This is a genomic window from Paraburkholderia silviterrae, from assembly GCF_004353915.1.
Lineage (GTDB): Bacteria > Pseudomonadota > Gammaproteobacteria > Burkholderiales > Burkholderiaceae > Paraburkholderia > Paraburkholderia silviterrae.
On sequence record NZ_SMRP01000036.1, the window covers coordinates 1 to 12971 of the forward strand.

A 12971-nucleotide genomic window follows, 5' to 3' on the forward strand; every position below is an offset into this window, starting at 1 on the left:
CGCTCGCGCGCGGCGCGTTCGCGGCGGCGCCCGCATGCACGGGCGCCGCGCCGTCGCGCGCGTCCTGGCCTGCGCCTGGACGTGCGCTCTGGCGTGCGCTTTGGCGTGGATCGGGGCGAGCGGGTTGTGGCGCGTCGCTATCGCGCGGCGTGGCGGACGCTTTGGAGGATGACGAAGGACGTGGGGCCATAACAATCGGAGTCGATGCCGCAGTATCGCATGCGTCCTGCCCCGCTGCGCGGGGCGTGGCTGCAAGCGTCTGGCCGCCTTCGTCTTCGTCGGTGCCGGGTGCGGAGGTGGGGCGTGTCATCGGCTTCGTTGCGGGCCGCAAGCCGCGCTCAGGCGGTTGCACCCGATTCCTGCATCGTCGCGCTCGAGCGCGGCTTCAGGTGCGACGCGAACTGCTCGGAGGCAGCCGTCCACGAAAAGCGCTCGGCCCATGCGCGCGCCGTGGCGCGGTCGATCTTGAGCGCTTCGAGGCAGGCTTCGCGCAGGTCCTCGTTCATCGCGCCCGCGCTGCCCGTGCCGAGCACGTCGATCGGACCCGTGACGGGGTAGGCGGCCACCGGCGTGCCGCAGGCGAGCGCCTCGAGCAGCACGAGGCCGAACGTGTCGGTGCGGCTCGGGAACACGAACACGTCCGCGGCGGCATAGACCTTGGCGAGCTCGGGCTGGCTCAGCACGCCCAGGTAGTTGGCCTGGGGGTAGCGCGACTTGAGCTCGGCGAGCGCGGGGCCTTCGCCGCAGACCCACTTCGAGCCCGGCAGATCGAGCTTGAGGAAGGCTTCGACGTTCTTCTCCACGGCGACGCGCCCCACATAGAGGAAGATCGGGCGCGCGGTGTTGAGCACCTTCGACTCCATCGGCTCGAAGATCTCGAGATCGACGCCGCGCGTCCACAGCACGACGTTCGTGAAGCCGAACTTCTCGAGGTCGGTCTTCACGACGGGCGTGGGCGCCATCACCGCGAGCGAGGGCTTGTGGAACCAGCGCAGGAAGCGGTAGGTGGCCGAGAGCGGAATGCCGAAGCGCGCCTGCACGTATTCGGGAAAGCGCGTGTGATAGGCGGTCGTGAACGGCAGGTCGTGGTCGATCGCGTAGCGGCGCGCGGCGAGCCCGAGCGGGCCTTCGGTGGCGATGTGGATCGCGTCGGGGCGAAAGGCGTCGATGCGCGTGTGCAGATGGCGCTTCGGCAACAGGGAGAGTCTGATTTCCGGGTACGTCGGGCAGGGTATGGTGCGGAACTCGAGCGGCGTGAGCAGTTCGACCTGATGCCCGAGCGCGATGAGCTCGCGCGTGGTGTTCTTCAGTGTTCGTACCACGCCGTTGACTTGCGGCTCCCATGCATCGGTCACGATCATGACTTTCATCGGTCGTCGGCCCTCGGGTTGTGTGTGTTGGGATGGCTCGCGCTGTTCACTCAGGCGGCTCAGGCCGCGCTCACGCGCGTCTTGCGTGTCACGCCCTGCGCCTCGGGGGCTTGCATCACCGTCCAGTAGACGATGCGCAGCTCCCCCTCGAAGGTTTCGACGAGCGCCGAGAGGCTTTCCACCCAGTCGCCGTCGTTGCAGTAGAGCATGCCGTCGATCTCGCGGATCTCGGCTTTGTGGATATGGCCGCAGACCACGCCGTCGCAGCCGCGGCGGCGCGCTTCGTCGGTCATCACGCGCTCGAACGACGAGATGAAGTTCACGGCGTTCTTGACCTGGTGCTTGAGGTACTGGGAGAGCGACCAGTACTGGAATCCCAGCTTCGCGCGCACCCGGTTGAACCAGCGGTTCAGCACGAGGATCACCGTGTAGGCGGAGTCGCCGAGATAAGCGAGCCACTTCGCGTGCTGGATCACGCCGTCGAACAGATCGCCGTGCACGACCCACAGGCGCTTGCCGGCGAGCGTCGTATGGAACGCTTCCTCGCGCACGTGGATGTCGCCGAACGCGAGGTTGCAGAACTGGCGCGCGCCTTCGTCGTGGTTGCCGGGGATGTAGGTCACCTGGGTGCCCTTGCGCGCCTTGCGCAGGATCTTTTGCACGACGTCGTTATGCGCCTGCGGCCAGTTCCAGCCCTTGCGCAACTGCCAGCCGTCGATGATGTCGCCCACCAGATACAGATACTCCGACTCGTTGTGGCGCAGGAAGTCGAGCAGATAGTTCGCCTGGCAGCCGTTGGTGCCGAGATGAATGTCGGAGAGCCAGATCGTGCGGTAACGATGCGGGGCGGGATGATCGTCGTCGTGGGCACTCGGAGAAGGCGCGCCATTCAGGGGCAAGGGCAGGGGCATGGTGGGCGTCGCGGCGCCCGGACCGGGATGGAAGGCGGCGGGTTCGGCGCCCGGACCGGTGGTCTGCCGGAGTAGTGGGGTCGCGGACGTCTTCTGGGCCATGGCTCACGCGGCAGGTTGCAATACGCGCATTGCGCCATGGGGGCATGACGTCGCCGTGACAGTCACAAGAAGGTCTTGTTACGCAGTCCTTGCGAGATGCGAGCGGGGCGCGCGAAGCCGCGTGGGGGCGGGCGGCTGCGCGATTGCCGCGCGCGAGCGGTGGCGCTCTCGCGCTGTGCAGTGACGGTTTGATGACGTGGCGGCGCGCCGACACTCGACTGCGTTCGACTGCGCGCGATTGCGTGTGAGTGCGCTTGATTGCCCTTGATTGCGCGCGGCGATCTGTGCTGGCCCTGCGGCTCTCCTTGCTTACCTCGGCGCGGCGACGATGCGCGTCCCGGCGATACGGTCGTGCAGGAACTGGCGCCCGGGTGCGAAGCGCGCGCTGGCGGTCCACACCACGAACCATACGGCCTCGAGCACGAGCGTGTGCGGCACCGTGAGATTCAGGAGCGGGTGCAGCGCGAGCGGCGGCAGGAACCACAGCCAGGCAGCGAGGTAGCGCAGCGTGGCGCGGGCGACCGAGGGCGGGGCGCCGTCGGGGCCGACTACGCGCAGGCGCCACGTCTTCATCGGCAGCGTCTGCCCGCCGCGATGCCACAAGCCGACGAAATAGATACCGGCCACGAGGGCGATCCATGCGGCCATCAGCCGATGGTGGGTGTAGCCGTTGCGTTGCTGCAGGACGAGGCTGAACGTGAGGCCCGCGACAAAGATCACGCCGAACAGCAGCACGCTCTCGTAGAGGAGCGCGGCGAGCCTGCGGCGCACGGTGACGGGCGGTAAGGCTGAAGCGGGTGTTTCGGCTGGCGCTCGCAAGCCGTGCTCTGCGCACGCGAGCGGCGATGCATCAGGCGGCGCTCCATTTGCGGATGGCGAGCGTCGCGCAAGGCTCGCGGCGGGCTCGGTGGCACTGACGTGTTCGGTCACGGGGCGGCGTCGCACTGGCAGAAAGGCGATAAGGGACGGGACACCGTGAGGATAACCGCAAGTGGCGGCCACCGCGAAGGGCAGCGGCGAGGATCGCGGGAAAGTGCGGGAAAGCGCGGGAAAACACGCAGGGAGCGGTGCGAGAGACGATGTGCGCGGGCGAGCCCGAAAACACGCAAGCGCAACGCGCGCCGGGAAGCGCCGCGAGAATTGCGCTCAGGACCCCTTGAATGCCGCGGGCGCTTCGGCGGGCGACACGGGCACGGGAATGGCCGGCTCGAAGCTGCCTGCCCCGGGGATGCTGGCCGCGAATGCCGAGGCGGGCGGCGTGGCGAGCTGTCCGGAGGTGCCGGGCTGACCCGGCATTGCGGGCGCGGACGAGGGCACGCCGGGCGCGCCCGATGCGCCGGAAGCCGTGCGCGCACGCACCCGGTGCTCGCGTTCGTTCACGAGCCGCTCGATGTCGCGGATTTCGCTCTTGTTGCCGCTCGGCGGCGCGCTGACCACGGTGCGGCGCTTGCGCTCGCTGGCCGCGAGGCGCTCTTTCTGTTCTTCGGAGAGTTGCTGGTAGGCCTTCCAGGCGCGCTGCCGCGCCTGCGCGGTCAGCTCCTTGGACACCTGATAGTTCTCGCGCGCGACGCGCCGTTGCTCGGGCGTCATGCGGACCCATTCGGTCATGCGTTCCTGCAGGCGCTTTTGCTCTTCAGGCGACATCTTCGGGTAACGCGCGGCGATCCTCAGCCATTTGCGCTTGCGCGCGTCGCTGAAGGTGTCCCATTCGCTGGCAAAGGGCGCGAGTGCGGCGCGCTGGGCGTCCGAGAGGCGCGCCCAGGAGAGCGGACTGCCATTGCCTGGCAACGGTGCAGCCGCTGTGGTTTCTGCGGTGGGGGCAGGGGATTGCAAGGGCGCCGCCACCGCCGCAGGGGCCTCGGCAGCCGGCTCGGGATGAAAGCGCGGATACGTCGCCACATACGACACGAGTGCCGCGACCACAGATCCAATGACAACGGCCAGGCCGCGCTTGTAACTCACCCCGTGAATCTCCCGCTTCAGTGCGCGCGTGACAGGTACGCGTTAAACCCATGATCGAGGTAGGCCGTGAGCGGCAAGTCATCGCTCAGCATGGCCGCGTCGATATCGGCGAGTTCCGCGGTGCGTTGTTGGTCTTCGAAATACGCAATGGCGAACAGGCCCGCCACGAGTGCCGCGAGCGGCCAGGCAAGCGCGAAGCGCGCGAGCGCCGAGCGCCGGCGCGGCACCTCGAGCCCGCCCTGCATGGCGCCTGGGAGCGTGCCCACACCCGCCGCGGCGAACGACGGCACGCGCACGAACACAGGCTGCTCGGCCTTCTTGCGAGCAAGCGCGGCCTTGCGGGCGCCGGCGAGACGGTCAGTGGTGGCAGCGGGCAGGCTCGCGGCGCTCTCGTCGAGCGCGCGGCGCATCGCCTGCACGAACTCTAAATCTTTATTTTCGAGGGCGGAGCTCATAGCGTGATTCCTTTGGCCTTGAGCGCTTGAGCCAGCGTGTGGGTGGCCCGCGAACAGTGCGTTTTCACGCTCCCTTCGGAACAACCCATGGCGGCGGCGGTTTCGGCGACATCCATATCTTCCCAGTAACGCATGAGAAACGCCTCCCGTTGACGTGCCGGTAATTTCTGGATCTCCGCGTCGATCAGGTTGAGCACCTGCGCGCGCTCGATCTGCTGCTCACTGCTTTCCGCGCCCGCCGATCCCGACTCCGCCTCGAAGGTCTCCAGCAGGTCGAATTCCTCGTCCTCCGAGTTGCCAAGCGAGGAAAAGAGGCTCACCCATGTATTGCGTACTTTCTGCCGACGAAAATAGTCGTGCATCGTATTTTGCAGAATACGCTGGAAGAGGAGGGGGAGTTCGGCGGGGGGGCGGTCTCCGTATTTTTCCGCGAGCTTGATCATCGCGTCCTGCACGATATCGAGCGATGCGTCGTCGTCGCGCACGGCGTAAACCGTTTGCTTGAACGCGCGTCTTTCGACGCCCGCCAGAAAATCGGCGAGTTCCTTGTCTGATGCCATCCGTTGCAGGGTGCCGCCAAGCGGTACGCGTAATCGTTTGAAAAATGTCGTAAAACTCGCGGATCCTAGCAAATTTTCACGTCACAGGGGTAGCCGGCGACATGTGCGCTACATCAAGCCGCCGTGCCGGAAGCCGTGCGACAGCCGCTGGCACGGGCTGTTGCGGGCCTGGCTTGCGCAAGTCGGCGAGCGGAAAGAGCGCCGGTTGGGCGCGAATTGGGCACGAATTGGGCATATACGCAACGTTTATGCCCGCTGCTCCGAAAAGCGGCAATAATCGCTTGACCGAACCATGCTGAAACGATATCTTCGATGGTTCGCAACATAAGTGACTTGTCTCAATTCAGGTGTGGCCCATGAGGCTCATCTGTCAACTGGACGCGCCGCTTGAACCCGAGCCACAAGCCCGGCAGAGAGCACCCGATCAATTTTTTGCCGAAAATTCGAAAGGTGAATGATGAATATGCCCAGCGCGGAATTCTCCACGTCGGTCCCCTCTTCGCAAGAATCTGACCCCCAAGCTCATACCTCCATCGGCGGAACCGTGCTGATGAAGGCGCTCGCTGACGAGCAGGTCGAATTCATCTGGGGTTATCCCGGCGGCTCGGTACTCTACATCTACGACGAGCTGTACAAGCAGGACAAAATTCAGCACGTCCTCGTGCGCCACGAACAGGCAGCCGTGCACGCGGCCGATGCCTACTCGCGCTCGACCGGCAAGGTCGGCGTGTGTCTCGTGACCTCGGGGCCTGGCGTCACCAATGCGGTGACGGGCATCGCGACGGCCTACATGGACTCGATCCCGATGGTGATCATCAGCGGCCAGGTGCCTACCGCCGCGATTGGTCAGGACGCCTTCCAGGAGTGCGATACGGTCGGCATCACGCGTCCTTGCGTGAAGCACAACTTCCTCGTGAAGGACGTGCGCGATCTCGCCGCCACCGTCAAAAAAGCTTTCTACATTGCGCGCACCGGCCGTCCCGGCCCCGTGCTGATCGACATTCCGAAGGACGTGTCGAAGACGCCGTGCGCGTATGAGCCGGTCAAGAGCGTAACGCTGCGCTCGTACAACCCGGTCACCAAGGGCCATTCGGGGCAGATCCGCAAGGCGGTCTCGCTGCTCCTCTCGGCCAAGCGCCCGTACATCTACACCGGCGGCGGCATCATCCTCGCGGATGCGTCGCGCGAGCTGAACCAGTTCGCCGACCTGCTCGGCTATCCGGTCACGAACACGCTGATGGGGCTGGGCGGCTACCGCGCGAGCGACCGCAAGTTCCTCGGCATGCTCGGCATGCACGGCACGTACGAAGCCAACATGGCGATGCAGCACTGCGACGTGCTGATCGCGATCGGCGCGCGCTTTGACGACCGCGTGATCGGCGACCCGCATCACTTCGCCTCGCGTCCGCGCAAGATCATTCACATCGACATCGACCCGTCGTCGATCTCGAAGCGCGTGAAGGTGGATATCCCCATCGTCGGCGACGTGAAGGAAGTGCTCAAGGAGCTCATCGAGCAGCTCCAGCACGCCGAGCACGGCCCCGATACGGCAGCGCTCGCCGAGTGGTGGAAGGACATCGAAGGCTGGCGCGAGAAGAACTGCCTGAAGTTCGACCGCGGCAGCGAGATCATCAAGCCGCAGTACGTGGTGGAAAAGGCGTGGGAGCTCACGGGCGGCAACGCGTTCGTGTGCTCGGACGTGGGTCAGCACCAGATGTGGGCCGCACAGTTCTATCGCTTCAACGAGCCGCGCCGCTGGATCAACTCCGGTGGCCTCGGCACGATGGGCTTCGGCCTGCCGGCGGCGATGGGCGTGAAGATGGCGCACCCCGACGACGACGTGCTGTGCATCACGGGCGAAGGCTCGATCCAGATGTGCATTCAGGAGCTGTCGACCTGCAAGCAGTACGACACGCCCGTGAAGATCATTTCGCTGAACAACCGCTACCTCGGCATGGTCCGCCAGTGGCAGCAGATCGAATACAGCAAGCGCTATTCGCATTCGTACATGGATGCGCTGCCCGACTTCGTGAAGCTCGCCGAAGCGTATGGCCACGTTGGCATGCGGATCGAAAAGACGGCGGACGTCGAGCCGGCGCTCAAGGAAGCGCTGCGCCTGAAGGACCGCACGGTGTTCCTCGATTTCCAGACCGACCCTTCCGAGAATGTCTGGCCGATGGTACAGGCCGGCAAGGGCATCACCGAGATGCTGCTCGGCTCGGAAGACCTGTAACGGTATTTGCACGGCGCCGCTCCAACCTCGCGCGGCACGCGTCCACACAACGGGCGCGCGGGTTCGCGGGGAAGGGCGGCAGCCTCGTCAAACTGGATAAATCGCGGAACCCATCATGAGACACATTATTTCCGTTTTGCTGGAAAACGAGCCGGGCGCACTCTCGCGCGTGGTCGGCCTCTTCTCCGCACGCGGCTACAACATTGAAACCTTGACGGTGGCGCCGACCGAAGACCGTTCGCTGTCGCGCATGACCATCGTTTCCATTGGCTCGGACGACGTGATCGAACAGATCACGAAGCATCTGAACCGCCTGATCGAGGTGGTGAAAGTGGTCGACCTTACCGAGGGCGCCCACATCGAACGCGAGCTGATGCTGATCAAGGTAAGGGCGGTCGGCAAGGAACGTGAGGAGATGAAGCGGATGGCGGACATTTTCCGCGGCCGCATCATCGACGTCACCGAAAAGACTTATACGATCGAGCTGACGGGGGCGAGCGACAAGCTCGACGCGTTCATCGAAGCGCTCGACGCCACCGCGATTCTCGAAACCGTCCGCACGGGCAGTTCGGGCATCGGGCGCGGAGAGCGCATTCTGAAGGTGTGACCCGGCCACAGTCGATCTTGCACCGGAACTTGACCGGATGCTGCGCCCCCGGGCGATGCATCCGGTTCAGCAAAGCTAATAGCAGTAACGAATTCACCCAGTATCTCGCCAAGGAACCAACATGAAAGTTTTCTACGACAAGGACGCCGATCTCTCCCTCATCAAGGGCAAGCAGGTCACGATCATCGGTTACGGCTCGCAAGGCCACGCCCACGCGCTGAACCTGAAGGACAGCGGCGTGAACGTGACGGTCGGTCTGCGCAAGAACGGCGCATCGTGGAGCAAGGCTGAGAACGCCGGCCTGCAGGTCAAGGAAGTGGCCGAAGCGGTGAAGAACGCCGACGTCGTCATGATGCTGCTGCCCGACGAGCAGATCGCCGATGTCTACGCGAAGGAAGTCCACGCGAACATCAAGAACGGCGCAGCGCTCGCGTTCGCGCACGGCTTCAACGTCCACTACGGCGCGGTGATCCCGCGTGCGGATCTGGACGTCATCATGATCGCCCCGAAGGCCCCGGGCCACACGGTGCGCGGCACCTACTCGCAAGGCGGCGGCGTGCCCCACCTGATCGCTGTCCACCAGGACAAGTCGGGCGCAGCGCGTGACATCGCGCTGTCGTACGCTGCGGCAAACGGCGGCGGCCGTGCCGGCATCATCGAAACGAACTTCCGTGAAGAAACCGAAACCGATCTGTTCGGCGAACAAGCCGTGCTGTGCGGCGGTACGGTCGAGCTGATCAAGGCCGGCTTCGAAACGCTGGTCGAGGCAGGCTACGCGCCGGAAATGGCTTACTTCGAGTGCCTGCACGAACTGAAGCTGATCGTCGACCTGATCTACGAAGGCGGCATCGCCAACATGAACTACTCGATCTCGAACAACGCCGAGTACGGCGAGTACGTGACGGGCCCGCGCGTCGTCACGGCAGAGACGAAGAAGGTCATGAAGGACGTCCTGAAGGACATCCAGACCGGCGAATACGCGAAGAGCTTCATCCTCGAGAACAAGGCCGGCGCACCGACGCTGCAATCGCGCCGCCGCCTGGGCGCCGAGCACCAGATCGAAACGGTCGGTGCGAAGCTGCGCGCGATGATGCCGTGGATCGCCGCGAACAAGCTCGTCGACCAGTCGAAGAACTAATCTGACGGTGCCGTTCTGGCGCGTGCGTGCGGGTTTATCCCGGCGCACGGCGCTCAGTATCAAAGAAAGCCGCCCAGGTGGGATGAACCCTGGGCGGCTTTTGCTATCCTACGGTTTTTAAAATAACAGCGAAGCCACCATGAATTACCCTCATCCGATCATCGCGCGCGAAGGCTGGCCGTTCATCGCCATTGCGGCCGTCGTCGCGCTCCTGATCCATGCGGTCGCGGGCTTCGGGCTTGCATGGCCGTTCTGGCTGATCCTGGTCTTCGTCGTCCAGTTCTTCCGCGATCCGCCGCGCCCGATTCCCACGCAGGCCAACGCCGTGCTGTGCCCGGCCGACGGCCGCATCGTTGCAGTCGAAACCGCGCACGACCCGTATGCCAACCGTGAAGCGCTCAAGATCAGCGTGTTCATGAACGTGTTCAACGTGCACTCGCAGCGCTCGCCCGTGGACGGCGCCGTCGCGAAGGTCGAATACTTTCCGGGTGCCTACCTGAACGCCGCCATCGACAAGGCCTCGACCGAGAACGAGCGCAACGCCGTCGTGCTCACGATGGCCGACGGCACGGCCGTCACCTCGGTGCAGATCGCGGGCCTGATCGCGCGCCGCATTCTCTGCTATGTGCGCGCAGGCGAGCCGCTCTCGCGCGGCCAGCGCTACGGCTTCATCCGCTTCGGCTCGCGCGTGGACGTCTATCTGCCCGTGGGCAGCCGCCCGCGCGTGTCGATTGGCGAAAAGGTGTCCGCTTCGTCGACGATCCTCGCCGAACTGCCGACGCAGTCCGCATAAGGAGGGCCCCGATGGCCGGACTCAAACCGCGTCGACCCCGCAATCCCGCCGGCGGGCCGCTGCCGCGCCCGTTTCGCCGCAACAAGGCGGGGATTCAGGATCCCGTGGGCGTTGCCGCGAGCCGCCGCGCCGCGCGCCAGGACTTCCTGAAGAAGCGCGGCATCTACCTGCTGCCCAATGCGTTTACCACCGCGGCGCTGTTCTGCGGCTTTTTCGCGGTCGTGCAGGCCATGAACGTGCGCTTCGAGGTGGCGGCCATCGCCATTTTCGTGGCGATGGTGCTCGACGGCATGGACGGGCGCGTCGCGCGCATGACGCATTCGCAGAGCGCGTTCGGCGAGCAGTTCGACAGCCTTTCGGACATGGTCTCGTTCGGCGTCGCGCCCGCGCTCGTGATGTACGAGTGGGTGCTCAAGGACCTCGGGCGCTGGGGGTGGCTTGCGGCCTTCGTCTACTGCTCGGGCGCGGCGCTGCGCCTCGCGCGCTTTAACACCAACATCGGCGTGGTGGACAAGCGCTTCTTCCAGGGCCTGCCGAGTCCGGCCGCGGCGGCGCTGATCGCCGGCTTCGTCTGGCTCGCCACCGACAACCGCGTGCCCGTGAAGCTCTCGTGGTTGCCGTGGGTGGCCTTCGTGCTGACGATCTACGCGGGCGTGACGATGGTCTCGAACGCGCCGTTCTATAGCGGCAAGGCGCTCGATGTGCGGCACCGCGTGCCGTTCGCGGCCACGTTGCTCGTGGTGGTGGCGTTCGTGCTCGTGTCGTCCGATCCGCCGCTGATGCTGTTCGGCCTGTTCGTGCTCTACGGCCTCTCGGGCTATGTGTTCTGGGCCTGGCAGGGCGTGCGCGGGCGCACGAACCCGGCGCGCTCCTTGCCGCGCGAGCGGTAGGGCGCCGACGTCAGGCAAACGGATGAAGGGCCGCGCGCGAGCGCGGCCCTTTTTAATTTCGCTTGTGCGAGTGCAGGTCTGCGCCAATTGCGCTATCGGCGGATTCCGGCTATAGTCGGCCGCATGGACACCATCCAGTTCCCCCTCTTTTCCCTTCAAGCCGGCGCGCATCTAAGCACGCTAGCGCTAGCGCGCCTGCCGCGCTGATCTCGCTCGCCCTCCGTAAGCTTCGTTCATTGTCAGCGTCGCCATCGGTGGCGCGAACACCCAAAATCCGTTTTTAGACACTGAACAAGTCCCCCTGGAGACCCGAAATGGCAGCAGACAAGCTCATCATTTTCGATACGACGTTGCGTGACGGCGAGCAATCGCCCGGCGCGTCGATGACGAAGGAAGAGAAGATCCGCATCGCGAAGCAACTCGAGCGCATGAAGGTCGACATCATCGAAGCGGGCTTCGCGGCCAGCTCGAACGGCGACTTCGACGCGATCCACACGATCGCCGGCATGATCAAGGACAGCACGATCTGCTCGCTCGCCCGCGCGAACGACAAGGACATTCAGCGCGCCGCCGACGCGCTCAAGCCCGCCGACCATTTCCGGATCCACACGTTCATCGCCACCTCGGCGCTGCACATGGAGAAGAAGCTGCGCATGTCGCCCGAGCAGGTGCTCGAGCAGGCCAAGCTGGCCGTGCGTTACGCGCGCAAGTTCACCAACGACGTGGAGTTCTCGCCCGAAGACGGCAGCCGGTCGGACATGGACTTCCTGTGCCGCGTGCTGGAAGCCGTGATCAACGAAGGCGCGACCACGATCAACATCGCCGATACGGTCGGCTACGGCATTCCGGAGCTCTACGGCAACCTCGTGAAGACGCTGCGCGAGCGCATCCCGAACTCGGACAAGGCCGTGTTCTCGGTGCATTGCCATAACGACCTCGGCATGGCGGTCGCGAACTCGCTGGCCGGCGTGCAGATCGGCGGCGCGCGTCAAGTGGAGTGCACCATCAACGGTCTCGGCGAGCGCGCGGGCAATACGTCGCTCGAAGAGATCGTCATGGCCGTGAAGACCCGCAAGGACTACTTCGGCCTCGAGCTCGGCATCGACACCACGCAGATCGTGCCGGCCTCGAAGCTCGTCTCGCAGATCACAGGCTTCGTCGTGCAGCCGAACAAGGCGGTGGTGGGCGCGAACGCGTTCGCGCACGCGTCGGGCATCCACCAGGACGGCGTGCTCAAGGCGCGCGACACCTACGAGATCATGCGCGCGGAAGACGTGGGCTGGAGCGCGAACAAGATCGTGCTCGGCAAGCTCTCGGGCCGCAACGCGTTCAAGCAGCGCCTGCAGGAACTCGGTATTCAGCTCGACAGCGAAGGCGAACTGAACCAGGCGTTTGCGCGCTTCAAGGAACTGGCCGACCGCAAGGCCGAAATCTTCGACGAAGACATCATCGCGATCGTGACGGAAGAGTCGGCCGAGGCGCAGGAGAAGGAGCACTTCAAGTTCGTCTCGCTCGCGCAGCACTCGGAGACGGGCGAGCGTCCGCACGCACGCGTCGTATTCTCGGCTGACGGCAAGGAAGTGACGGGCGAAGCGGCGGGCAATGGCCCGGTGGACGCCACGCTCAACGCCATCGAAACCGAGGTGGGCAGCGGCTCGGAACTGCTGCTGTACTCGGTGAACGCGATCACGACGGGCACCCAGGCGCAGGGCGAAGTGACGGTGCGTCTGTCGAAGGCGGGCCGCATCGTCAACGGCGTGGGTACCGATCCGGATATCGTCGCGGCTTCGGCGAAGGCGTATATCTCGGCGCTCAACAAGCTCTACTCGGGCGACAAGCTCAATCCGCAGCGCTCGTAAGCAGCGGCTGGGCAGCGCGGCGCTTCGCTCTGCTGCCCAGTTTCGCGCCGATCAAATGAAAAGCCCCCGTGCTCGCGAGAGCGCGGGGGCT

12 protein-coding genes and 1 pseudogene are annotated in these 12971 nt (G+C 65.1%); 6 read left to right on the top strand and 7 right to left on the bottom strand.

Annotated features, from left to right (window positions below; all coding sequences use genetic code 11):
• The 7 genes and pseudogenes from EYW47_RS41470 to EYW47_RS35805 all read right to left on the bottom strand — a co-directional run.
• Positions 1 to 310: pseudogene (locus tag EYW47_RS41470) on the bottom strand (hypothetical protein); the annotation flags it as partial.
• Positions 311 to 338: 28 nt separating this feature from the next.
• Positions 339 to 1370 (bottom strand): glycosyltransferase family 4 protein, encoded by a 1032-nt coding sequence (locus tag EYW47_RS35780; RefSeq protein WP_133199535.1) that lies wholly within the window; start codon positions 1368 to 1370, stop codon positions 339 to 341.
• A 59-nt stretch (positions 1371 to 1429) separates the two neighbouring features.
• Positions 1430 to 2383, bottom strand: coding sequence for a UDP-2,3-diacylglucosamine diphosphatase (locus tag EYW47_RS35785; RefSeq protein ID WP_133199536.1), 954 nt, complete (start codon positions 2381 to 2383; stop codon positions 1430 to 1432).
• Between the two features lie 309 nt (positions 2384 to 2692).
• Positions 2693 to 3202, bottom strand: a complete 510-nt coding sequence (locus EYW47_RS35790) for an RDD family protein (protein WP_133199537.1) — start codon at positions 3200 to 3202, stop codon at positions 2693 to 2695.
• A 327-nt stretch (positions 3203 to 3529) separates the two neighbouring features.
• Positions 3530 to 4345, bottom strand: a complete 816-nt coding sequence (locus EYW47_RS35795; RefSeq protein ID WP_133199538.1) for a DUF3106 domain-containing protein — start codon at positions 4343 to 4345, stop codon at positions 3530 to 3532.
• Between the two features lie 17 nt (positions 4346 to 4362).
• Positions 4363 to 4800 carry a DUF3619 family protein gene (locus EYW47_RS35800; protein ID WP_133199539.1) on the bottom strand — a complete coding sequence of 146 codons (438 nt, stop codon included), beginning with the start codon at positions 4798 to 4800 and terminating at the stop codon, positions 4363 to 4365.
• Positions 4797 to 5360, bottom strand: a complete 564-nt coding sequence (locus EYW47_RS35805; RefSeq protein WP_133199540.1) for an RNA polymerase sigma factor — start codon at positions 5358 to 5360, stop codon at positions 4797 to 4799. The genes EYW47_RS35800 and EYW47_RS35805 overlap by 4 nt, the downstream gene beginning before the upstream one ends.
• 457 nt (positions 5361 to 5817) lie before the next feature.
• Between EYW47_RS35805 and EYW47_RS35810 the strand changes: the two genes are divergently transcribed.
• The 6 genes from EYW47_RS35810 (at position 5818) to EYW47_RS35835 (ending at position 12880) form a co-directional block, all read left to right on the top strand.
• Entirely contained in the window at positions 5818 to 7593 is a 1776-nt protein-coding gene (locus tag EYW47_RS35810) for an acetolactate synthase 3 catalytic subunit (RefSeq protein ID WP_133199580.1), read from the top strand.
• 115 nt (positions 7594 to 7708) lie between these two features.
• Positions 7709 to 8200 (top strand): acetolactate synthase small subunit, encoded by a 492-nt coding sequence (gene ilvN / locus EYW47_RS35815; protein WP_028210418.1) that lies wholly within the window; start codon positions 7709 to 7711, stop codon positions 8198 to 8200.
• A 121-nt stretch (positions 8201 to 8321) separates the two neighbouring features.
• Positions 8322 to 9338 (top strand): ketol-acid reductoisomerase, encoded by a 1017-nt coding sequence (gene ilvC, locus EYW47_RS35820; protein WP_133199541.1) that lies wholly within the window; start codon positions 8322 to 8324, stop codon positions 9336 to 9338.
• Between the two features lie 139 nt (positions 9339 to 9477).
• Entirely contained in the window at positions 9478 to 10131 is a 654-nt protein-coding gene (locus EYW47_RS35825) for a phosphatidylserine decarboxylase (RefSeq protein ID WP_133199542.1), read from the top strand.
• Positions 10132 to 10142: 11 nt separating this feature from the next.
• Positions 10143 to 11021 (top strand): CDP-diacylglycerol--serine O-phosphatidyltransferase, encoded by an 879-nt coding sequence (gene pssA / locus EYW47_RS35830; protein ID WP_133199543.1) that lies wholly within the window; start codon positions 10143 to 10145, stop codon positions 11019 to 11021.
• Between the two features lie 314 nt (positions 11022 to 11335).
• Positions 11336 to 12880 carry a 2-isopropylmalate synthase gene (locus EYW47_RS35835; RefSeq protein WP_133199544.1) on the top strand — a complete coding sequence of 515 codons (1545 nt, stop codon included), beginning with the start codon at positions 11336 to 11338 and terminating at the stop codon, positions 12878 to 12880.
• The last annotated feature ends 91 nt before the right edge of the window (positions 12881 to 12971 follow it).

Bases quoted from the DNA above. Each gene is read 5' to 3' on its own strand.
- pssA (WP_133199543.1), top strand. From the start codon at position 10,143: ATGGCCGGACTCAAACCGCGTCGACCCCGCAATCCCGCCGGCGGGCCG.
- EYW47_RS35810 (WP_133199580.1), top strand. From the start codon at position 5,818: ATGAATATGCCCAGCGCGGAATTCTCCACGTCGGTCCCCTCTTCGCAA.
- ilvN (WP_028210418.1), top strand. From the start codon at position 7,709: ATGAGACACATTATTTCCGTTTTGCTGGAAAACGAGCCGGGCGCACTC.
- EYW47_RS35780 (WP_133199535.1), bottom strand. From the start codon at position 1,370: ATGAAAGTCATGATCGTGACCGATGCATGGGAGCCGCAAGTCAACGGC.
- ilvC (WP_133199541.1), top strand. From the start codon at position 8,322: ATGAAAGTTTTCTACGACAAGGACGCCGATCTCTCCCTCATCAAGGGC.
- EYW47_RS35825 (WP_133199542.1), top strand. From the start codon at position 9,478: ATGAATTACCCTCATCCGATCATCGCGCGCGAAGGCTGGCCGTTCATC.
- EYW47_RS35835 (WP_133199544.1), top strand. From the start codon at position 11,336: ATGGCAGCAGACAAGCTCATCATTTTCGATACGACGTTGCGTGACGGC.
- EYW47_RS35800 (WP_133199539.1), bottom strand. From the start codon at position 4,800: ATGAGCTCCGCCCTCGAAAATAAAGATTTAGAGTTCGTGCAGGCGATG.
- EYW47_RS35785 (WP_133199536.1), bottom strand. From the start codon at position 2,383: ATGGCCCAGAAGACGTCCGCGACCCCACTACTCCGGCAGACCACCGGT.
- EYW47_RS35805 (WP_133199540.1), bottom strand. From the start codon at position 5,360: ATGGCATCAGACAAGGAACTCGCCGATTTTCTGGCGGGCGTCGAAAGA.